The sequence below is a fragment of the Mycobacterium sp. E3305 genome (genome assembly GCF_001666785.1).
In the GTDB taxonomy this organism is placed as follows: domain Bacteria; phylum Actinomycetota; class Actinomycetes; order Mycobacteriales; family Mycobacteriaceae; genus Mycobacterium.
The window spans coordinates 1-19,731 of the sequence record NZ_LZJA01000035.1 but is presented as its reverse complement, the minus strand read 5'-3'; the positions used below and the strand labels follow the sequence as shown (position 1 = coordinate 19,731).

The 19,731-nt window shown below is 67.7% G+C and carries 22 protein-coding genes; 6 read left to right on the top strand and 16 right to left on the bottom strand.

Annotation, left to right across the window (positions count from 1 at the left end; genetic code table 11):
- Positions 1-11 precede the first annotated feature (11 nt).
- Together A5701_RS28450 and A5701_RS04080 are read left to right on the top strand one after the other, a co-directional pair.
- Positions 12-485, top strand: a complete 474-nt coding sequence (locus A5701_RS28450; protein ID WP_067748887.1) for a type II toxin-antitoxin system Phd/YefM family antitoxin — start codon at positions 12-14, stop codon at positions 483-485.
- 57 nt (positions 486-542) lie between these two features.
- Positions 543-1,400, top strand: coding sequence for a pyridoxamine 5'-phosphate oxidase family protein (locus tag A5701_RS04080; protein ID WP_067748884.1), 858 nt, complete (start codon positions 543-545; stop codon positions 1,398-1,400).
- Here A5701_RS04080 and A5701_RS04075 read toward each other — a convergent pair.
- Entirely contained in the window at positions 1,397-2,032 is a 636-nt protein-coding gene (locus A5701_RS04075; RefSeq protein WP_369807381.1) for a TetR/AcrR family transcriptional regulator, read from the bottom strand. The two genes, A5701_RS04080 and A5701_RS04075, sit on opposite strands and share 4 nt — an antisense overlap.
- Before the next feature lie 105 nt (positions 2,033-2,137).
- On the opposite strand from A5701_RS04075, the gene A5701_RS04070 reads away from it, so the two are divergent.
- Genes A5701_RS04070 through A5701_RS04060 form a run of 3 tightly spaced genes read left to right on the top strand, consistent with a single transcriptional unit; the run spans position 2,138 to position 5,849 of the window.
- Positions 2,138-3,268, top strand: coding sequence for a VOC family protein (locus tag A5701_RS04070; protein WP_067748877.1), 1,131 nt, complete (start codon positions 2,138-2,140; stop codon positions 3,266-3,268).
- On the top strand, positions 3,265-4,215 hold the full coding sequence (locus A5701_RS04065) for a fumarylacetoacetate hydrolase family protein (protein WP_067748874.1): 951 nt from the start codon (positions 3,265-3,267) through the stop codon (positions 4,213-4,215). The genes A5701_RS04070 and A5701_RS04065 overlap by 4 nt, the downstream gene beginning before the upstream one ends.
- The gene (locus A5701_RS04060; protein WP_067748871.1) at positions 4,212-5,849 is read left to right on the top strand and encodes a bifunctional 3-(3-hydroxy-phenyl)propionate/3-hydroxycinnamic acid hydroxylase; all 1,638 of its coding nucleotides are present in this window, start codon (positions 4,212-4,214) and stop codon (positions 5,847-5,849) included. The genes A5701_RS04065 and A5701_RS04060 overlap by 4 nt, the downstream gene beginning before the upstream one ends.
- Here A5701_RS04060 and A5701_RS04055 read toward each other — a convergent pair.
- The 10 genes from A5701_RS04055 to A5701_RS04010 all read right to left on the bottom strand — a co-directional run bounded on the left by A5701_RS04055 (position 5,741) and on the right by A5701_RS04010 (position 14,166).
- Positions 5,741-6,631, bottom strand: coding sequence for a universal stress protein (locus A5701_RS04055; protein ID WP_067748869.1), 891 nt, complete (start codon positions 6,629-6,631; stop codon positions 5,741-5,743). The two genes, A5701_RS04060 and A5701_RS04055, sit on opposite strands and share 109 nt — an antisense overlap.
- A 137-nt stretch (positions 6,632-6,768) precedes the next feature.
- Positions 6,769-7,680 (bottom strand): formate/nitrite transporter family protein, encoded by a 912-nt coding sequence (locus A5701_RS04050; protein ID WP_067748866.1) that lies wholly within the window; start codon positions 7,678-7,680, stop codon positions 6,769-6,771.
- Positions 7,677-7,946 carry a hypothetical protein gene (locus tag A5701_RS04045; RefSeq protein WP_067748863.1) on the bottom strand — a complete coding sequence of 90 codons (270 nt, stop codon included), beginning with the start codon at positions 7,944-7,946 and terminating at the stop codon, positions 7,677-7,679. Before A5701_RS04045 ends, A5701_RS04050 begins: the two co-directional genes overlap by 4 nt.
- Positions 7,943-8,563: an RNA polymerase sigma factor gene (locus A5701_RS04040; protein WP_067748860.1), complete on the bottom strand. Its 621-nt coding sequence runs from the start codon at positions 8,561-8,563 to the stop codon at positions 7,943-7,945. The genes A5701_RS04045 and A5701_RS04040 overlap by 4 nt, the downstream gene beginning before the upstream one ends.
- Positions 8,564-8,573: 10 nt before the next feature.
- Positions 8,574-9,641, bottom strand: a complete 1,068-nt coding sequence (locus A5701_RS04035) for an acyl-CoA dehydrogenase family protein (RefSeq protein ID WP_067748856.1) — start codon at positions 9,639-9,641, stop codon at positions 8,574-8,576.
- Positions 9,638-10,111, bottom strand: a complete 474-nt coding sequence (gene cynS, locus A5701_RS04030; protein WP_067748853.1) for a cyanase — start codon at positions 10,109-10,111, stop codon at positions 9,638-9,640. The genes A5701_RS04035 and cynS overlap by 4 nt, the downstream gene beginning before the upstream one ends.
- Positions 10,112-10,127: 16 nt before the next feature.
- Complete coding sequence (locus A5701_RS04025) at positions 10,128-10,652, bottom strand: OsmC family protein (RefSeq protein ID WP_067748850.1); 525 nt, start codon at positions 10,650-10,652, stop codon at positions 10,128-10,130.
- Positions 10,653-10,814: 162 nt separating this feature from the next.
- Entirely contained in the window at positions 10,815-12,098 is a 1,284-nt protein-coding gene (efeB, locus tag A5701_RS04020; protein ID WP_067748847.1) for an iron uptake transporter deferrochelatase/peroxidase subunit, read from the bottom strand.
- 2 nt (positions 12,099-12,100) lie between these two features.
- Positions 12,101-13,273 carry an iron uptake system protein EfeO gene (gene efeO, locus A5701_RS04015; RefSeq protein ID WP_082969668.1) on the bottom strand — a complete coding sequence of 391 codons (1,173 nt, stop codon included), beginning with the start codon at positions 13,271-13,273 and terminating at the stop codon, positions 12,101-12,103.
- Positions 13,274-13,332: 59 nt separating this feature from the next.
- Positions 13,333-14,166, bottom strand: coding sequence for a DUF3097 domain-containing protein (locus A5701_RS04010; RefSeq protein WP_067748845.1), 834 nt, complete (start codon positions 14,164-14,166; stop codon positions 13,333-13,335).
- Positions 14,167-14,382: 216 nt separating this feature from the next.
- On the opposite strand from A5701_RS04010, the gene A5701_RS04005 reads away from it, so the two are divergent.
- A complete protein-coding gene (locus A5701_RS04005) occupies positions 14,383-14,670 on the top strand; it encodes a DUF3349 domain-containing protein (RefSeq protein ID WP_067748943.1) in 288 nt (95 codons plus the stop codon).
- A gap of 3 nt (positions 14,671-14,673) precedes the next feature.
- Here A5701_RS04005 and A5701_RS04000 read toward each other — a convergent pair whose 3' ends face one another.
- The 5 genes from A5701_RS04000 to A5701_RS03980 form a co-directional block, all read right to left on the bottom strand.
- Positions 14,674-15,669, bottom strand: a complete 996-nt coding sequence (locus A5701_RS04000) for a patatin-like phospholipase family protein (protein WP_067748842.1) — start codon at positions 15,667-15,669, stop codon at positions 14,674-14,676.
- Between the two features lie 13 nt (positions 15,670-15,682).
- Positions 15,683-16,753 carry an ABC transporter ATP-binding protein gene (locus A5701_RS03995; protein WP_067748838.1) on the bottom strand — a complete coding sequence of 357 codons (1,071 nt, stop codon included), beginning with the start codon at positions 16,751-16,753 and terminating at the stop codon, positions 15,683-15,685.
- Between the two features lie 3 nt (positions 16,754-16,756).
- The gene (locus A5701_RS03990; protein ID WP_067748835.1) at positions 16,757-17,599 is read right to left on the bottom strand and encodes a carbohydrate ABC transporter permease; all 843 of its coding nucleotides are present in this window, start codon (positions 17,597-17,599) and stop codon (positions 16,757-16,759) included.
- Positions 17,586-18,533: a carbohydrate ABC transporter permease gene (locus A5701_RS03985; RefSeq protein WP_067748825.1), complete on the bottom strand. Its 948-nt coding sequence runs from the start codon at positions 18,531-18,533 to the stop codon at positions 17,586-17,588. Before A5701_RS03985 ends, A5701_RS03990 begins: the two co-directional genes overlap by 14 nt.
- Positions 18,530-19,731: sugar ABC transporter substrate-binding protein (locus tag A5701_RS03980; protein WP_156669901.1), on the bottom strand; the 1,202-nt coding region annotated here is incomplete at its 5' end. The genes A5701_RS03985 and A5701_RS03980, both read right to left, overlap by 4 nt.

Genomic DNA, 19,731 nt, shown 5'->3' with positions numbered 1-19,731 from the left:
ATTGGAGCGACATGCCGGAAGCCATTGGCCTGGGCCAACTTCGAAGTGACGCCTGCACGTATCTCGAGCGGGTCGCCGCCGGGGAGGCGATCGACGTCATCCGTCGCGGCAAGCTGGTGGCGCGGATCCTGCCCGTCGGTGACTGGCGGGTGGCTCCGATCCCGGCGCGTTCGGCGAAACTCGCCGCGCAGGACACCGGCGGGTGGGTCGGCCTCGACGAACTTCGCACCCGCGCCGGCCGGTGCTTCGACCGGGTGGCGGCCGGGGAGACGCTGAGCGTCGTCCGGGGCGGCCGATTGTTGGCGCAGATCGTGTCCGCCGGTGACGCGGCGAGCAGTCCCACACCGGCGGATGGCCGGGGTGGGATCGAGCTCGACGAGCTCCGGAAGCGCGCCGGGCGCTACTTCGATGAGGTCGCGGCGGGGCAGACGATCGAGGTCATCCGCGGCGGCAAGCTGGTCGCCCGCATCGTGTCGGTCGCGTAGGAACGGCGGCGGCGCATACCCCGGAAGCTTTCCCGAGGTCATGTTGTTGAGCGGTGCATGACCATGACGGGCTTCCACGAAGGAGAGACCGCGACACAGCGGCGAGCGGGCGTCGAAGCCGAGGCCAAGCGGCTCGAGGGCATGCTCGACTCGCCGGGCCTGTCCGGCGGCGCCGCAAGATTTCTCGCCGCACAGCGATTCGCCGCCCTGACCGGACGGGACCACGACGGCGTGCTGTGGACGTCGCCGTTGATCGCCGCGCCGGGTTTCCTCCGCGGCCGGGACGACGTCTTGCGTGTGTCGGCATCCCCCCGCAGCGGCGACCCGCTGCACCGGCTCCCGGCCGGCCAACAAGTCGGACTGATCGCGATCGACTTCGCCACCCGCCGCCGGTTACGGGTGAACGGCGAGCTCGTCGGCTCGGACGACGCGGGCCTGGCCGTCCGCGTCGACCAGTCATACGGCAACTGCCCCAAGTACATTCACCCGCATACCATCGACACCGACGCCCTCGGCGCACCCGCTTCACTGCGCGCGAGACGCGCAACGCTTGACCCGTCCGATCAGGCGATGATCGCGAGGTCGGACACGTTCTTTCTGGGCACGAGCCATCCCACCCGGGGTAGCGACGCGTCGCACCGCGGAGGCCCACCCGGCTTCGTCCGGGTCGACGCCCCCGACCGGCTCTGGTGGCCGGACTTCCCCGGGAACAACATGTTCAACAGTTATGGAAACCTGGCCGTCGACGACGAGGCCGCCTTGCTGTTCGTGGATTTCGGGACCGGTGCGAGCCTGCACCTCACCGGGACCGCACAGGTGCGGTGGACTAGCCCCGGTGCCCCCGGGGACGACGGCGGCGTGGGCAGGAACGTCTCATTCTCGGTCGGTGCCGTGGTCAGCGTCGGCAACCGCTAACCCTCGAGGAATCCGCCCTCGGGAAGCGGGCGTTGGCAGATCGTCCGCGCCTCGGCGGCGCTAAGCCCGAACAGCCGCAGCACGTTCTCGGTGACGAGGTCGGCGGCGTGCGCGTCGTCTCGATCGGGGTTGTCCCGCAACAGGTTTCCGAGCCCCAGCAGCGCACCGCCGGCCATTGCGAGGGCCAACTCGGGATCCTCGACGTCGAACCGACCGGCCGCGACGCCGGCTTTGATATCACGCAGGGCGCGCGGCGCCAAACCACGTTCGGACGACAGCAGCTCCAGCCCGTTGGCCAACAGGATCCGGCTCTCCTGCGGGCGGCGGCGGAACAGCCTGCCGGTCATCCGAAAGCTGGTGGCGAAGATCTCCGCCGGGTCCTCGATGGACGCGGTGAGCCGGTCGAGCATCGCCCCATAGACGTCGAGCACCTCGGCGACCGCGGCCTCGAACAGCTGCTCCTTGCTGTCGAAGTGGTTGTAGAAGGACCCCATGCCGACGTCGGCGGCCTGGGTGATCTCCAGGACCGGCACGTTCACCTTGCCCTCGGCGATCAGTTGCTGCGCGGCCTTGACCAGCGCCGCACGGGTGCGCCGCTTGCGCCGCTCCAGCCGGTTGGCCGGCTCCGCCATCGCACTCACCCCCGCATTATGCATCAGTCATGAGGATTTCGTCAGACTCTTGACTGAACGTTATCTCGTATGTGACGATTTCGTCAGTTAGGTTTGGGAGTGACCATGGATTTGACCGAAAGCGCACGTCCGGAGGCGCACAGCGAGCAGGGCGCACTGCGCGGGGAGCATCCCGGGCGGTCGCGCAACCCCGTCATCAGGGTCGCCGACATCGCGTGGCTGGAGTTCGAGCGGCCAGACTTGGGGCGCGCCGAGGCGTTCGCGCGGGCATTCGGCTTCCACACTGCCCAGCACGGCCCCGGCGAGGTGCAGTTGCGCGGCACCCGGGCGGGTACGCCGTGCGTGATCCTGCGTCGCGGCAGGCGCAGCCGGTTCACCGGCGCGGCGTTCCGGGCCTGCGACGAGGCCGACGTGCTCCGGCTGGCGGGCAACGCCGGGGCACCGATGCGACGGCTACCGGAGGCCATCGGCGGGGTGTCGGTCGACCTGACAGACCCCAGCGGAATGTTGGTTCGGGTCGTCGCCGGCATGCACGAGCTCCCGGACCTGCCGGGCCAACAGGCCCACGTCTTCAACTTCGGCCCCGAGGTGCGGCGCACCAATGCCGGCCAGCGTCCCCCGCGGGTGCCCGCCCGGGTCGAGCGCCTGGGCCACCTGGTGGTGCAGTCGACCAAGTACCTCGAGACCCTCAACTGGTACCTCGACAACCTCGGCATGATCGTCAGCGACTTTCTGTACTTCCCCGGCCAGCGGCACCGCGGCCCGGCGATGAGTTTCATTCGCTGCGACCGCGGTTCGATACCGGCCGACCATCACACCCTGGCGATGGCCCTGGGGCCGGCCAACCGCTACGTGCACTCGGCCTATCAGGTCAGCGATCTCGACGCGCTGGCTGCTGGCGGCGAATACCTTGGCGCGCACGGCTATTCCCGGTCCTGGGGAATCGGCAGGCACATCCAGGGCAGTCAGATCTTCGACTACTGGCGCGACCCCGACGGCGACTTGTTCGAACACTTCACCGATGGCGACCTGTTCGACAACACGCTCGACCCGGGCTGGGCGCCCTTCACCGCATCCGGGTTGGCGCAGTGGGGGCCGCCGGCAAGCAGAGATTTCCTCGGAACCGACCCCAAGTCGGCACGCCGGGAACTGGTTTCGATGATGACCGCCCTCCGCTCGCACAACGAATTCGATTTCAACCGCCTGATCGGCCTACTGAAAGTTCCTACCTCATGACCCTTTCCGTGCTGCACACCGCTTCCGAAACCGACCGCGCCTGGTGGCTCAAAACCGCCGAGGGCGCAGTCAGAATCGACACCACCGCCACCACCACCGCCGCGTTGCTGGCCGACCGGGCCGCCATCGAGAGTGCGGCGACGAAAACCGAAGCCGTCGCCCTCGACACCCTCGCCTTGGTCTCACCGGTGACCCGGCCGTGCCGGGTGATAGCTCAGATGACCAACTACGAGTCGCACGTCAAAGACGCGGGCATGGATCCGGCGTCCATCCCCCTCACCTTCTTCCGCAAGGCGTCCGCCTCCATCACCGGGCCGTTCGACGACATCGTCAAGCCCCCGCACGTGAAGCTGCTCGACTACGAAGTCGAGATCGGCCTGGTGATCGGCCGCGCCGTCCCGATCGGCACCACCATCTCGGACGCCAACCTCGGCGATTTCGTCGCCGGGCTGGTGGTCACCAACGACGTCTCCGCGCGCGACGTCCAACTCCCCCAGACCCAGTTTTACGAGGCCAAGTCGTATCCGACGTTCACCCCGGTCGGCCCCGAACTGGTGCTGCTCACCGCCGACGAGCTCAAGCGCTTCGGTGACCTGCGATTGCGCCTCAGCGTCAACGGCGAGGAACGCCAGAACGCGCTCGTCGAGGGCGACATGCTGTACCGGCCACTGCAGGCGCTGCAGTCGCTCACGCAGTTCCAAGAACTCGCCCCGGGTGACCTGGTGCTCACCGGCACCCCGGTCGGCACCGCGCTGAGCGCCCCACCGAAGCCGGTACAGTTCGTCGGAAACCTGTTGCCGCCGGGACTCAAATGGAAGATGTTCTTCTCGCGGCAGGCCGCCAACCGCAATTACCTGCACGACGGTGACATCGTCGAGGCGTCGGTGGCCACCGACGACGGCGCCATCGATCTCGGAACGCAGCGCACCCCAGTGCGATACACATGACGACCCCGGCTACGCGGCGGGTACCCGTTGTCATCGTCGGCGCCGGACCGACCGGCGTCACCGCGGCCACCCGGCTGGCGCAGTGCGGCGTCCATTGCCTGGTGCTCGATCGCTGGACGGACGTGTACCCCCAGCCACGAGCGGTGCATCTGGACGACGAGATCTATCGCATCATCGCCCGCCTCGAGTTGGCCGGCGAGTTCGCAGCGATATCACGGCCGACGCTGGGTTTGCGGTTGGTGGACAGCCGGTTCCGCACTCTGGCCGAATTCAACCGCGACCCCGAGCACAGCGTGCACGGTTTCCCGCAGGCCAACATGTTCGACCAGCCGGAATTGGAGACCCTGCTGCGGGCCAACCTCGAGCGCCATCCCAATGCCGAACTGCGCGGGAACGCAGAAGTCACCGACGTTGTGGCGGACGGAACGCGCATCCGCGTCACGTTCACCGACCGCTCAGACGGTGGGCGCCACCACGTCGACGCCGACTACCTGCTGGGCTGCGACGGCGCCAACAGCCTGGTGCGGGCACGGATCGGTTCGACCATGCGGGACTTGAACTTTCAGCAACGCTGGCTGGTCGTCGACATCGCCAGCGAGGCGGACCTGGGCCAGTGGGACGGGGTGCACCAAGTGTGCGACCCGGATCGCGCGGGAACGTACATGCGCATCGGGCCGGCCCGCTACCGGTGGGAGTTTCAGTTGCTCGCCGGCGAAACCGCGGCGGACTTCGGCACGCTCCAGCGGTTGCGACCGTTGATCAAACCATGGACCAGCACCGTACCCGTCGCCGAGCTCACCCTGGTGCGGGTCGCCGAGTACACGTTCCGGGCACAGATCGCCGACCGCTGGCGCAACGGCAACGTCTTCCTCCTCGGCGACGCGGCGCACCTCACTCCCCCGTTCATCGGCCAGGGCATGGGCGCCGGGCTGCGCGACGCCGACAATCTCGCCTGGAAGATCGCCGGGGTCCACCGCGGCGCCCTTACCCCGGACGTGCTCGAGACTTATGAGCGCGAACGAAAGCCGCACGCTCGCTACATGATTCGCCTCGCGCTGAGTATCGGCTGGGCGATGACCGGCGGCGGCCACCTTGGCAACGCAGCGCGCCGGGCGCTGTTGCCGCGGCTGCGGCTCATCCCCGGCCTGCGCGACAAGGTCGTCGACTCCACAACGCCGCCGCTGCACCGCTCAGCGTGGGTGTGTAAATCGCGGCGACCGCATCAGCTACCGGGCACGCTGTGCCCCAACCCGCCGCTGCACGACGGTCGACGGGTGGACGACGTCCTCGGCACCGGTTTCGCGTTGATCGCCGTCACTCGCCCCGGCGCCTCCGACGAGGCCGCCCTGCGGCGGCGCGACGTCACCGTGCTGGTCGCCGACCCCGGCAGCGCTCTGGAGACGTGGCTGCGGCGGGGTCGCGTCACCGCCGCGCTGGTGCGCCCCGACCGAACGGTGGCGCGCGCCGGGCGCGACCTGGCCGCCCTTTGCGCGTGGACCGCCACCGCCCTGTCGCCCGGCGAGCGTCAGCCGGACGCGGACGGCCGGGCGACGATCACGGGTATCCGTACCGAGTGCAGCACGGCGTTGCTGACCGATCCCAGGAGTATGCCGGACAAGCCGCCACGGCCGTGACTGCCCACGACGAGAAGCTGGGCGAATTCCGACTTTTCGGCAAGCTGCCGGGCCGGCGCGTCGCGTTCGACCAACCTCTGCACCGTCACATCGGGATAGCGCTCCTGCCAACCGGCCAGGTTCTCGGCGAGGCTCCGCTGGGCCTCCTCTTCCAGTGACGACCAATCCGCTTCGGGGAGTTCGCTGATCGCGATGTCGCTCCATGCGTGCAAGGCCATCAGGTCGACGCCGCGCCGGGAAGCCTCGTCGAACGCGACGGCGGTCGCGAGCTCGGAGGCCGGCGAGCCGTCGATCCCCACCAGAACGGGAGCGTCCCCGTTGTCCGGCAGGTCGTCCCCATGGATCACCGCGACGGGACAATTCGCGTGCCGCACCACCGTCGCGCTGACCGAGCCCAGCACGCCACGCGCCAGTAACCCGCGTCCCGCCGTGCCGACGACGACCATCTCCGCCTCGTCGGACATCTTGATCAGGGCCAGCGCGGGGCTGGAATACACGAGTTCCCGGTTGATCGCGATCTCACGGTCCGCCGCTAGCGCCTCCTCGGCGAGCTTGATCGCGTGCATGATCGCCTTCTTGCCCTCGTCTTCCAGCCGCACTGCCAGAGAGTCGGGGTATGGGACCGGCGGCCAGGTGGCGGTGGGCGTCGTCACCGCGTGGACGACGGTCAGTGGAACTTTCCGCATGGCCGCCTCGCGCGCGGCCCAACGTGCCGCCGCGTTCGATGCCGTCGAGCCGTCGACCGCGACGACGATGCCGCGCTGTTGGTCAGGTGCTGACATTTCGTTCTCCCTCCATCACCGACGACGCTATAAACCCGACGGGCGTGGGTCGTGAGGCTTAAGTCCCTAACCACCGGGACGGAGGGCTGTTACCGGCGTGGCGTTAAGGCGCCCTTAACGCTACGGTCACTCGCCGGTCAGACGGCTTTCCGTTGCAGCTGCGCGATGACCCAGAAGGGCAACGCCACAAACAATGTCCCGCCGATCAGATTGCCGACGGTGGTCACGCCGAGGTTGGTGAGCAAGCCGTGGTCGCCGAATCCCCAACCGATCGTGCTGCGGGGGGCCGCCGGGTGAAACAGGTTGAGCAGCAGGGGAATACCGAGGAAGCCGACGTTGGCGATCACGTGCTGCGTGCCGCCGATGACGAACGCGAACGGGCCGTAGAACGCGAATGCCATTCGGGCGACGTCGCTGCGGGCCTTGAAGAACATGCACATCGAGGTCTGCAGAAACCAGGTGCACACGACGGCGAGGAGCAGTGCGGTCAAGAAGGGCTGGCCGGCCTTCTGGGTGCCCACGGTAGCGGCCCGCTCGGCGAAGGCACCCAGATACGGGCCTCCCGCGGCGCCGCAAACGGTGACGAAAAGCAGCGCGCCGAGGACGTTGCCGATGAGGCCCACGACGACCAGGAAGGCATAATTACCGGCGCTCATCGTGCGATTCAGGACGGCGAGAAATCCCGCGGCCATGTCGGCGGTGATCAAAGACATGCCCGACACCAGGATCAGGACGAAGGACATGCCGAACGCCAGCCCCATCAGCAAACTCGCGATGCCCGGGGACTTGACCCCGGTGCTCACCATCAGCGCCAGCAGCGCTCCGAACGCGACCATCACGCCGCCGACCAGGGAACGCATCAGGAACGCCCACGGGTGCGTAGCCTTCTCGACCGCCATGGCGGCCACCCGGTCGACCATGGCGCCCACGCTCAGCGGCTCGAACGGATCGTCGGGGATCGTCGCCTTGGTGTCAGACGGGATGTCTGCGAACAGCTTTGGTGGTGACGCTTTGCCATCCAGTTGCGGCGCCGGCGCATTGATCGTCATGGGTGCTCGTCCTTCCGTAAAGCGTTGATCGCGTTGATGACCCCCGAGATGTGCTCATCGCTGAGCCTCTCCCCTTCGAAGACGTGGTTGAGCAGGATCCTGAGGTCGAGCATCTGTTGCAGGTAGACCAGGCATGGGGGGCACTCGTCGAGGTGCTTGGCGACGATGGGGCCCCACTGCCGGGGGTCGGAATCGACGAGTTCATCCACCAGTCGGACGAAGTCGACGCAGTCGATCGCGGGGACAGTGTTGTCGTGCACGGTCATCGGCGATACCGCTTTTCCAATTCGTTGCGAAGATTTCCCCGGGCGCGGTAGAGGAGCGCGCGCTGCCCTTCGGCGGTCAGCTCGAGAAGTTCGGCGGCCTCTTCGGCCGGGGTGCCGACGATGTCACGCAGGATGACCAGTTGCCGTTGCCGCTCCGGCAGCGCGTCCAGCGCGGTGCGGACGTAACCGACGAGCTCGTTCTCCACGGTGCGGTCCTCCGGCAGGAAGCGCCGGGACGGTGGAAGGCTCCAGTGCCCGGCATCGGGATGGCCGGCGGGATGCATGCGGCCCGCCAGGGGGTCCACGTCTTCCGCGGAAAGCACCTCGTGGTCGCGAATGCGGGATTCCCGGCGCCGGTGCCGCGAGGCGGTGTTCTTGACGATCCCGAACAGCCACGTCCCGACCGACGAACGGCCCTCGAAGGAATCCGCGGACTGCAGGACCTGCACCCACGCCTCCTGCACCGCCTCTTCCGCCACCGCCGGCGAATCCACCATGGTGCGCGCGAAATTGATCATCGGCCGGTGAAAGTCGCGCACCAGATTAGCCAGCGGGATGCCGCCGACCGCCCGTTCGGATTCGGTGCCACCCGGCGGCACCGCCACCGGGGTCACCATCGTCTCGCACTCAGCCGCATGCGGCCAGCTCCCAGCGCAACTGCCCTTCCGACGGGGACTGGACGGGAATGAACGCCGCCTCCCGGTAGCGGCGGCTCGCCGATGTCCTGCTCGCGTAGCCCTTGCCGCCGGCGGTGCGGATCTCGAGATCGGCACTGGCGCTGGACAGCTCGGCCGCGGCGAGGCGCAGCGACAACAGCTCCCGCTTGGTGGGCGGGTCATCCCCGCCCACCGCCGCGGCCAGACCCGCCAGGGTGGCCTCCGCGGTGGCGAGCTTCTCCGCGACGTTGTCGACCTCCGCCGCGAACACCGAGTTGACGCCGCCGAGGCCGCCTTTGGCCTGCTCCACCGCGGTCCTGGTGAGACCCAAGCACATGGCGGACTGCAGGACCAGGAACGTCGGGCGGACCGCCTGTAGGAATCCCTCGAAGTCTCGGGACAACACTTGGGCCGAGGGCACGGGCGCGTCGGTCAGGTTCAGGTATGACGAGGCGGTGCTACCCATTGCCAGCAGCTCGAAGTGATCGCCCACCACCACCCCCGCCGTGTTCAACGGCAGGGCCACGATCAGCCGCTCGCCCGCATCGGTGCGCACCGCGGTCACCATGGTCGAGTCGGGGTACAGGTTGCTCGCCCACCTGATCGGACCGGACACCCGGTAGCCGCCCTCGATCGGCGTGGCCGTCAACTCGACGCTGCCGCAGCCCGCCGCCTCCTTGAACGCCGACGCCATGCCGGTCACCCCCGGCGTGGTGCCGGCGAGCAGTGACTGAGCCGCGTCGACGCTGAAAGGCGTTGCCGCCGTGAGCAAGTATTCCACCGCCATTCGGTGCGCCCACAACGAGAACCCGGTGCTCATGCATTCCCCGGAGATACGCCGGATCACCTCGGCCATCTCGGGCAGCCTGCCGTCGGCGTTGGCGGGTGCGCCCACCCCGAGAAGCCCGGCCGCGCCCAGGGCGGTGAAGCTGCGGCGGGACTGATGCTCCCCCCGGTCCAGTCCCCCGGCGTGGGCCCGAATGTCCTCCAACAGTCCGGCATCCAGCTGGCCGGCCGCCGGGTTCATCGTCGCCGTCATAAAACCTCCTGTGCCGAGTGCTTCCACGCGTAGTCGAGGAACTTGCCGTCGAAAGTGACGACCACTCTGTCGCCCTCGGGGTGCGGGCGCCGCTGCACGCTCAGCTGAAAGTTGATCGCGCTCATGATGCCGTCACCGAATTCCTCGTGAATGAGTTCCTTGATCGCCGGGCCGTAGACGGTCAGCGCCTCATGGAATCGGTAGATCGTCGGGTCTGTCGTCATGGTCGCATCCGAACCCCGATACGGCATCAGCTGCAGGACAGCGACAGCCTCGTCGTCGAGGCCGAGCAGTGCCGCGACCGTTGACGCGTCGCCGGCCGTCATCGGGTGCTGCCCGAGTAACGCCGCGACCGTCCACACCGGGTCCTTGCCGATGGATTCTGCGATTTTCACCCAGCTCAGCCCGCGCTTGGCGCGGGCCAACTTGATGGCCTCGGCGAGAGCGGGCTTCGTCAATACCGTTGCCACAGCAGCTTCCCCGTGGCTATTCCGTGGCCAGCGTCGAGTCGACGGCGACCGGGTTGCGGAACGTGTTCACGACGGGTGACCAGGCGATGGCGTTGTCGTGAATCTCCTTCAGGGTCGCCTCGTCGGCGTCTCCGGCCAGCGTCACCCTGCAGCGCACCGCGCTGAAGCCGAGGCGCTTCCCCTCGGGGGTGTCGCCCACGCCCCACACCGCGGAGATGTCGATGTCGCCCTCCATCTCGACCTCGATCTTGGTCAGGGTGACCCCGCGATGCGTCGCATTCGCCAGCAGGCCCACCGAGACGCACGAGCCCAGGGCGGCCAGGGCGGTCTCGGAGGGGTTGGGCGCGGAGTCGTCACCGAGCAGGGCAGGCGGCTCACCCACCAGCATCGGCGCCAGGTCGCGGACGTAGGTCATGTTGCGGAATCCGGTTTCGCAGACCGTCTTGGCTTTCAGGGTCTTCCTGCCGGTCTCCGGGTTGGCCCTGGCGTTACACGACAGCTTGTCGAGGCCTTCGGCGTCGATGACTAGCGCGTCGGTCATGTGATCCCTCCGTTCTCGCTGATCTTGCGGCTTCACGGAGTTAGTGCTCGGCGGCGGCCGATGCGTGACGGCGGAGGGTTTTGATTTACCTGACCGACACGACTGCTCACACAGCCGAAACGCGGCCCCACCCGACGGCGACCCGCGCTCGGCGAGATTTGCTTAGCCGAAAAGGCTTTGCCCGATGTAGTGGCCTTCGGCGGGCGCGGGTGGCACCGCGAAGATAGCTGAGCCGATGTGGCGGATGTATTCGTTGAGGAGGTCGTGGGCGCCCAACCGGTTCTGCAGGCGGATAAAATCTTGCGGATCTTTTTGATACGAAACGAACAGCAGCCCGGCGTTGAGCTGGCCGTTGGCGTCGAGGCCGTCGGTGTAGTTGTAGGACCGGCGCCTGATCATGACGCCGTCGTTGTTCTCGCGGGCGGCCAGGGCGACGTGGGACATCGGATCGATGAGCGGGTTGCCGTCGCCGCCCTTGGCGGCAAAATCGGGGGCATCGAATTCGCCCTCGCCGCTCAGGGGTGCGCCCTCTTCTTTGGTACGGCCGAATATCCGCTGCTGATTGCCGATGCGGTCGACGTCCCATGTCTCGAGCAGCATCCGAATCTTGCGCACCACCTGATACGTTCCGCCGTTCATCCACGGCTGGTCACTGTCGCGGACCCAGACAAATCGGTCGTACTCGGCATCGGTGACGACGTTGCGGGTTCCGTCCTTGAATCCCAGCAGGTTTCGCGGGGTGTGTTGGCCCGGGCCGGCTGAGGCCCGTCCGAATCCCAGCACCGCCCAGGACGGCGAGACGACGTCGCGGCCCAGGCGGGCCAGGTTTCGCGCGGCGTGGTAGCAGACCTGCGGGTCGTCGGCGCAAGCTTGGACGGACAGTTCGCCGCCGCGCAGGCGGGGGTCCAGGTTGTCCCCGTTGAGCGGGGGCAACTCGGTGAACACGGCGGGTCGGCGCAGGGCGAGCCCGAACCGGTCGCCGAACAGCGACGGTCCCAACCCGATGGTTACGGTGAGGCTGGCCGGGCTCAGTCCGACCGCCTCGCCGGTATCGACAGGTGGCTGCACGTCGACCCGGGGCTGCACGGTGCCGACCGGCTTTCCCTGCTGCAGGATCGCGGCCGCGGCCGACCAGCGTGCCAGCAGCGTTTGCAGCTCCGCGCGCTGGGCTCCGGCGGCCAGCGAAAATGACATGAACATGGCGTAACGCTGTGGCGGCGTGGCGATTCCACCCTGATGCAGCTGGCCGTAGAAGGGGTAACTGTGGCGCAAGTCGACGTCGTCGTCGCCGCCGCCGGCCGCGCCGCCATCGTGTCCGGCAGCCAGCGCGTAACCGGCCACCCCTCCCCCGGCGACGCCGGTGAGCCCGGCCAAGACGGCGCCACCGAGCATACGCCGACGCGAAACCGCCTCGCCTTCATCGGGTTTGGCCGTGACCTCGCTCATGGTCAGCCCGCCGAAGCCACTTTTGGGGCGACCGCCGACAGGCTCTGGTGCAGGGGCTGGATGACCGCGGTCAGCTTGGCGGCGTCGGTGGCTTGCAGCGCCGCGGTGTAGGTCCGGAAGCCACCCAACTCAGACGGATCGCGGTATCCGTCCAGAGTGGCCAGCACCGTGTGGAATTCGCGATCGATCTGGGCGACCAGATTGCCGTCGATCTTCTCCAGCCCGGGCCGCAGCGATGCGTAGGCCTGCCGAGCGCCTTCCACGTTGGCGGAGAAGTCGACGAGGTCGATGTGGCTGAAAGCGTCCTCCTCCCCGGTGATCTTGGTGTTCTGGATCTCCTCGACGAGGTCGCTGGCGCCGTTGGCCAGGTCCTCGGGCTTGTACTGCAGGAGGGCGACGATGGCGGTCAACTTGGCTACGTTGCCGACCAATTCGGAACTGAGGGCCTGCGTCCCGGGCGTGATTGCTCCGCCCCGCCACAGGTCGCGTTCGATGGCGTGGAACCCCTTCCAGCCGACCTTGGCGTCGACGGGAGTGGACTCGCGCATGTCGATCAGATAGTCGAGGCGGCCCGCGTTGTCGCCGACCGCGAAACCCAGCAAGATGAAGCCCTCGACGGCGGACTCGGAACGCTCCCAGAACAGGCGCGCTTTGGCGTAAGCGGCTTTCGCGGCGTCGATGTTGCCCGCCCGCACCGCCGCGTCGAGTGCGTTGACCCCGTCGCCGAGCTGACCGATCTGCTGGACGACATACGCCGCGTAGTCCTTGGTGGCGCTGTCGAGGGAGTCCGCGACGCCGCCGGCCAGCCCCGGCGCCGCCCGGCCCGTGACCGTCAGCGTCTGGTATTCGTCCACCGCGCCGGGGCAATACAGCTGATAGGGCCCGCCATCGAGAGTCACGGTGAACGACACCGGGGCCAACCCGGGAGCGAGGTCCTCCTTCTCGCCGACGATCCGCTCACCCCTGAGTAACTCGACTTCGCTGATGCCGGGCGCATCGGTGTTGGCGACCGTGAACGTCACCGGGCCGGCGGCGACGTTCGCGTTGTCCACCGTGCAGGCGTCTTTGCCGCCCCCGTTGGCGAGCGTCACCTTCACCGCGCTCGGGCCGCCGGGCGTCCCGCGGCTCACCTCGCGACCGGACGGACCGCAGGCGGTCGCCGCCGCGACGACCAAGGCCGCTGCCGCCAGCGCTAATCCACGACAGCGTCTTCCCCCGGCCGGACGCCGGTCGGTCACGGGCCCGGCTGAGTCACGAAGTCGATCAGTTCCTCGACCCGGCCGATCAGCGCCGGCTCGAGGTCATTCCAATCGCGCACCCGGGAACGGATATGGCGCCAGGCCCTTGCGATGTCCGCCTGGCTCGCGTGCGGCAAGCCGAGCGCCTGGCATGCGCCGTGTTTCCACTCGATGTGGCGCGGCACGTCCGGCCAGCCCGCCAGGCCGAGCCGCTCGGGCTTGACTGCCTGCCAGATGTCAACGTAGGGATGACCGACCACCAGGGTGTGGGCGCCACCAGGTCCCCGCCGCACGGCATCGGCGATCCGTGCCTCCTTGGAACCCGCGACGAGGTGATCCACGAGCACACCGAGCCGGCATTCCGGACCGGGCGCGAATTCCGCCACCACGTCCACCAAGTCGTCTACGCCGCCGAGGTGCTCGACGACGACCCCCTCGATCCGCAGGTCCTCGCCCCACACCTGCGCGACGAGTTCGGCATCGTGGCGGCCCTCGACGTAGATCCGGCTGGCGCGGGCGACCCGTGCGCGGGCGCCCGGAACTGCCACCGAGCCCGACGCCGTTCGCGTGGAACCGGCCGGCGCCGCACGGCGTGGCGCCGTGAGGATCACCGGACGGCCCTCGAGCAAATAGCCTGGGCCCAAAGGGAAGCCACGCACGTGCCCGCGGCGGTCCTCCAGGTCGACCCGCCCGTACTCGACTCGCACCACCGCACCGACGTAGCCCGTCTGCGCGTCCTCGACCACCAGGCCGAGCTCGGCCGGGTGCTCGGTCGAGCGGGGCTTGCGCCGGCCCGCGGCAAGGACATCGGTTCCATAGCGATCAGCCACGCGGCCATAGTAGAAAGCCTTGCGGTCAAACGTCGTTAGGGCGCGCCCGCCAGGGCGCATCGTGGCGAAGATCGCTTTTCGTTTTCGGACTTCGCGGGCGTGTAAAAAGTGCGTTTTAACTGTGTGGCGTTACCGAGCTGATGACGTTGCCGATGGTACGTTGCTAGTCGTAAGATCTGCCGCCAATTCTCAAGCGGCGGTGAGCGAGGTGGGATGATGGATCTGGCCCTGTGGGTGTCGAGCATCGTTGCTTTCGTGCGGGCCGGATACCCCGCCGGCATGCCGACGACCGGATATTCCCCCTTGGCGGCCCTGGCTCGCCGGCGACTTTCCGACGACGAGATCCGCGCCATCGCAACCAAACTCATGAGACGCCAATTCTGGCCGATCAACCCCGTTGATATCGGCGTGGAAATCACGCGTGTCACCAACCAATTGCCGTTGCCCGCCGATGTCGAGCGGATTGAGCACCGCCTCAATCAGATCCGCTGCGCGCGCGGATAGCCTTCACCGCGGATTCTGGCTCTGCGCAGTCCCGCCCTTCCCCGGGCCGCCGCAGGCCGCCAGGTAGTCCGGGTAGCTCCAGGTCCGCAAGAATTCCTGGCCCGCCTGCACTCCCCGTTGGTACAGGGCGTCGCGTTGCTCGGCGGCGATGTCGAAGTCGATTGGGCTGACCTCCTCGGCGGGCACGAAGATGGTGCGGCGAACGGTGCACGGATCGTCGATGTAGGCGTTGTCCTGATTGCTCACCAGCGTCTCGATCGCCGCGATTCCCAACGAGACCGGACCATGAACCGGATGCGTGGGCGGGATCCCCGGACGCGCGGACAGCCGGATCCCGAATGTCGGCCAGCGCGGCTGCGCCCCCGGGCGGTCGAACAGCTCCACCGGGAAGTCGGACAGCAGGCCACCGTCGACCCACGTGGCGCCGCCCACCCGGACGGGTTGGAAGACATACGGAATCGCCGACGAGGCGTGCACGGCACGGGCCACCGGGAAGTCGTCGGGGTCGATGCCGTAGGAACCGAGATCCCAGGGAATGCGCACCAGCCGACGGCGGGACAGGTCACTGGCCGTCACCACGAGCGACCACGCGAACTGCTGCGGCTCTTCGCCGGTGCGCAGGTCGCCGAAGGTCCGCACGCCCAAGTCGGCGAGCAGTCCCTCGAGCAGCCGCTCCAAGTAGGCCCCGCGGTATACGCCGTCGGACACCAGCAGCGACAGCGCGCCGCCGATCAGCGGTACGCGCCCGATCACGCTGCGATCCAGAAACTTCCGGTAGTCGATCGACCGCATCACCTCCGCAAGCCGGCTCAGCGGTTCGCCCGCGACCTGTAGCGCCGCCACCAGCGACGCGACGACCGAGCCCGCGCTGCTGCCCGCGACCCGTGGGAACCGGTAGCCCGCCTGGGTCAGCGCGTCGACCGCGCCGACCAGCCCGATGCCCCGGACGCCGCCACCTTCGCAAACCAGGTCGGCGCGGGATGCGCTCACGTCGGGCATAGCCATACCCCCCTCAGCAGATTCGTCGGCCGTCGATGCCGAAGAAGTGCAGGTGCCCCGGTTCCGGGTGCAGGCGCACCCGGCTGCCCTTCTCCGGCGGCCGGCGCCCGTCGGCACGCGCCACGACGGGCTGATCGATGACCTTGCCGGAACCGGTGATTCGGCCGTACAGGTAGGCGTCGGCCCCCAGCTCCTCGACCACGTCGACCTCCATCTCGACGCCCTGACCGCCCAGCTCGAAATGCTCGGGGCGCACCCCCACGACGACCTCACTCGCGGGGTCGGCGAGCTCCCGCGGTAGCGGGATGTGCCAATCCCCCAACGACACAGCGGAATCAACGATCGGCAGCGTGAACAGGTTCATGGCCGGCGACCCGATGAACCCCGCGACGAAGACGTTCACCGGGTTGCGGTACAGCTCGCGAGGGGCGGCGAACTGTTGTAGCACGCCGTCGCGCAGCACGGCGACGCGGTCCCCCATGGTCATCGCCTCAACCTGGTCGTGGGTGACATAGACGGTGGTGGTGCCCAGCCTCCGCTGCAGCGCCGCGATCTGGTTGCGGGTCTGCACGCGCAGCTTCGCGTCGAGGTTCGACAGCGGCTCATCCATCAGGAAGACCTGCGGGCGCCGCACGATCGCCCGTCCCATCGCCACCCGCTGGCGCTGCCCGCCTGAGAGGTCCTTGGGCTTGCGGTCCAGATAGGGTTGCAGGTCAAGCAGTTTGGCCGCGTCCAGGACGCGGTCACGAATTTCTGCCTTCGGTGTCTTGGCGATCTTCAGGGCGAAGCCCATGTTCTGCGCGACGGTCATGTGCGGGTAGAGCGCATAGTTCTGGAAGACCATCGCCACGTCACGGTCCTTGGGATCGACGGTGGTGACGTCGCGGTCGCCGATCCTGATGCGGCCGGAGTCCAGCGTCTCCAGCCCCGCCACCATCCGCAGCGAGGTGGTCTTTCCGCATCCGGACGGGCCGACCAGCACGACGAATTCGCCGTCGCCGACCTCCAGGTCGAGGCTGTCCAATGCCGGGCGATCCGTTCCGGCGTAGCGCCGCGTCGCTTGCTCGAAAGTTACTGAGGCCATGCCTTATCCGTTGAGTCCCGTGACGGCGATGCCCCTGACGAAGGACCGTTGTGCGATGGCGTAGATGAGCACCAACGGCAGCATGATCAGCATCGACGTCGCCATGATGATCGGCCAGCGCGCGACGTATTCCCCCCGCAGTCGTACCAGGCCGAGTGTCAGCGTGGCCAGGCTGTTGCGCTGCAACATCAGCAGCGGCCACAGGAAGTCGTTCCAGACGTTGACCCAGGTGAGCACCGCGAGCACCATGACCGCGGGACGGGCGTGGGGCAACAGGATTCGCCAGTAGATCTGCCATGGCGAACAACCGTCGAGTATCGCCGCCTCCTCCAGGTCGGTTGGGAGCGTCCGAAAGAACTGACGCATCAGGTAGGTGCCGAAAGCGCTGCCGAACAGGCCCGGCACGATCATGGACCAGGGTGTGTCGACCCACCCCACGGTCCGCATCAGGATGAACTGCGGGATCACGGTCACGGTCAGCGGCACCATCAGCGTGCCCAGATACAGCACGAACAACGTGTCGCGTCCGCGAAACTCCAATCGCGCGAACGCGTATCCGGCCAACGAGCAGAAGAAGACCTGCCCGGCGGTCACGCACCCGGCGTACAGCACGGTGTTGAAGAACATCCGCGCGAAGGGCATCAGCGAGAACACCTCGGTGTAGTTCGACCAGCGCGGGTGCGCCGGCAGCAGCTTCGGCTCGGTGATCTCGCCTTCCCTCTTCAACGAACCGGACACCGCCCAGGCGATCGGGAACAACCAGCACCAGGCGATGGCGATCAGCGCGGTGTAGACCAGCACTGCGCGGACGACGTTGCGCGTGAACAGGCGCTCAGCTGAGGCCACGAGAAGTCTCCCAGGACCGTTGCCGAGTGATCCGCAGCTGCACCACGGTCAGCACCAGCAAGATGGCGAACATCACCCACGCCAGCGCGGACGCGTACCCGAATTCCAGGAAGGAGAACGCGTGCTGGAACAGCATGATGCCCAGGACGTACGTGGCGGTTTCGGGCCCGCCATTCGCGCCGTTGAGGACGTACACCATGTCGAAAGCCTGGAACGCGTGGATGATCGAGATGACGCCGACAAATGATATCGACCCACGTATCAGCGGCACCGTGATGGAGGTGAACTGCCGTATCTCGCCAGCCCCGTCGATGCGGGCCGCCTCGTAGACGGTCTCGGGAACGCCCTGCATCGCCGCGAGCAGGATGACGGTGGCGAACGGCACGCTGCGCCACACGCTGACGATGCACAGTGAGGCCATGGCCCAGCGGGGTTCGACCAGCCACGGCACCGGACCGACCCCAACCCAGCCCAGCATGATGTTGAGCAGCCCGTTGTCGGTGTTGAAGACGAATTGCCAGACGACCGCCATCACCACCGACGAGATGGCCAGCGGCAGAAAGACGATGGTACGGAAGATGCCGATGCCCTTGACTTTGCGGTTCAGCACACCGGCCACGACGAGGCTGACGACGATGGTCGGCACGACCGTCCCGAGGGTGAAGATGACGGTGTTGCGGATGGCGATGAGGAAGAGCGGATCGGAGGTAAAAAGCTCCTGAAAGTTCTTCAGGCCCACGAACTTCGGTGGCCTGAACACGTCCCACCGCTGAAAACTCATGTAGAGCGAGAATCCCAGCGGGAAAAGCATGAACAACGCGACGGCCGCCAGGTTCGGCGCCACGAAGAGGCGGCCGGCCCAGGCGCGCCGGCGCCAGGGGCCCGCGCCCCGGGCGGGTTTGCGGGTGGCGGGGCTGGTTTCGACCGATGTCATGGGGTGCGCAACACCTCGTCGATGGCGGGCGCCAGGCCGGCCAGCGATGTCGCGGGCCGCGATCCGCGCAGCACGGGCCCGAAACTGCGGTCCATCAAGGCGACGATCTTCTCCCACGCCGGGGTGACCGGCAGCCCCTCGGAATAGGCCGGGCCCTGCGTGAGCACGGTGAGGTTGTCGACGTTGCGGTGTGCGGCGGCGAATCCGGGCGAGTTGAGCGCGGATTGCAGCACCGGAACGAACAGGCTGGATTCACCGATCAACGCCTGCCCGACGGGGCCGGCCGCGAATTTCACGAATTCCCACGCCTGTTCCTTGCGTTGACTGCTGGCGGAGATGGCCAGTCCGGTGGAGCCGATGTTGGAGTGAGCGGCCTGCCCCTGCCGTCGTGGCCCCACCGGCAACGACGTGACATCGAAGTCCAGGCCCTCGGCCCGGATGAAGGTCTGGTATCGCCAGTGGCCGCCCATCGCCATGGCCGCCTTGCCCGTCGCGAACAGGTCCGGCGTCGACATCGACTGCACCTCGGAGGCGTTGGGCGCGACCTTATGCTTGTTGGCCAGGTCGGCGTAGAACTGCACCGCCTCCGTGAAGGCATCGTCACCGAAATTGAAGTGAGTCGGGTTCTTCAGCGGGGCGGACCACGGCGCCCCATTGTTCATCGCGAACAGCCCGGCCGAGTAGTACGACACGAACATGTTCACGAACCCCCATTGGCCGGCTCGCCCGGTTCCGTTTCGCTTGGTGAGCGCGGTGGCGGTGTTCAGGAATTCGGTGAAGCCCCACGGCTGTTGCCACGAAGTGGGCGGCGCGGGGACCCCGGCCTCGGCGAAGAGCCGCTTGTTGTAGAACAGGTAGTTGCCGGACCATTGCTCGGGAAGCGCGTACTGGCCTCCGTTGAACGTGAAGGTGTCGTACAGCGCCCCGATGCCATCGGATCTCAACCCGGCCGCGAAGGCCTGATCGCGGGACAGCATCGTGTTGAGGTCCAGGAGCACGCCGCGCGCGGCCAACTCGGCGTAGCTCAGATCCCACGCCATCAAGACGTCCGGGCACTTGCCGCCGGCGCAGAACGTCGACAGCTGCTGCATCACGCCCGGGGCCGAAAGCACCGGACGAACCTTGATGTCGGGGTGGCGCCGCGTGAACTCGTCGACGATGCGGATCCGGGCATCGCGTTCGTCGGGGTTGGCCGCGA

What these genes read in the sequence shown, in the direction of transcription:
- A5701_RS04025 (WP_067748850.1), bottom strand. Translation starts at nt 10,652, where the DNA reads ATGACCGACGCGCTAGTCATCGACGCCGAAGGCCTCGACAAGCTGTCG.
- A5701_RS04045 (WP_067748863.1), bottom strand. Translation starts at nt 7,946, where the DNA reads ATGACCGTGCACGACAACACTGTCCCCGCGATCGACTGCGTCGACTTC.
- A5701_RS04060 (WP_067748871.1), top strand. Translation starts at nt 4,212, where the DNA reads ATGACGACCCCGGCTACGCGGCGGGTACCCGTTGTCATCGTCGGCGCC.
- A5701_RS28450 (WP_067748887.1), top strand. Translation starts at nt 12, where the DNA reads ATGCCGGAAGCCATTGGCCTGGGCCAACTTCGAAGTGACGCCTGCACG.
- A5701_RS04080 (WP_067748884.1), top strand. Translation starts at nt 543, where the DNA reads ATGACCATGACGGGCTTCCACGAAGGAGAGACCGCGACACAGCGGCGA.
- A5701_RS04055 (WP_067748869.1), bottom strand. Translation starts at nt 6,631, where the DNA reads ATGTCAGCACCTGACCAACAGCGCGGCATCGTCGTCGCGGTCGACGGC.
- A5701_RS04075 (WP_369807381.1), bottom strand. Translation starts at nt 2,032, where the DNA reads ATGGCGGAGCCGGCCAACCGGCTGGAGCGGCGCAAGCGGCGCACCCGT.
- A5701_RS04065 (WP_067748874.1), top strand. Translation starts at nt 3,265, where the DNA reads ATGACCCTTTCCGTGCTGCACACCGCTTCCGAAACCGACCGCGCCTGG.
- A5701_RS04000 (WP_067748842.1), bottom strand. Translation starts at nt 15,669, where the DNA reads ATGCCCGACGTGAGCGCATCCCGCGCCGACCTGGTTTGCGAAGGTGGC.
- A5701_RS04005 (WP_067748943.1), top strand. Translation starts at nt 14,383, where the DNA reads ATGGATCTGGCCCTGTGGGTGTCGAGCATCGTTGCTTTCGTGCGGGCC.
- efeB (WP_067748847.1), bottom strand. Translation starts at nt 12,098, where the DNA reads ATGAGCGAGGTCACGGCCAAACCCGATGAAGGCGAGGCGGTTTCGCGT.
- A5701_RS04070 (WP_067748877.1), top strand. Translation starts at nt 2,138, where the DNA reads ATGGATTTGACCGAAAGCGCACGTCCGGAGGCGCACAGCGAGCAGGGC.
- A5701_RS04035 (WP_067748856.1), bottom strand. Translation starts at nt 9,641, where the DNA reads ATGACGGCGACGATGAACCCGGCGGCCGGCCAGCTGGATGCCGGACTG.
- A5701_RS03995 (WP_067748838.1), bottom strand. Translation starts at nt 16,753, where the DNA reads ATGGCCTCAGTAACTTTCGAGCAAGCGACGCGGCGCTACGCCGGAACG.
- A5701_RS04050 (WP_067748866.1), bottom strand. Translation starts at nt 7,680, where the DNA reads ATGACGATCAATGCGCCGGCGCCGCAACTGGATGGCAAAGCGTCACCA.
- A5701_RS03985 (WP_067748825.1), bottom strand. Translation starts at nt 18,533, where the DNA reads ATGACATCGGTCGAAACCAGCCCCGCCACCCGCAAACCCGCCCGGGGC.
- A5701_RS04040 (WP_067748860.1), bottom strand. Translation starts at nt 8,563, where the DNA reads ATGGTGACCCCGGTGGCGGTGCCGCCGGGTGGCACCGAATCCGAACGG.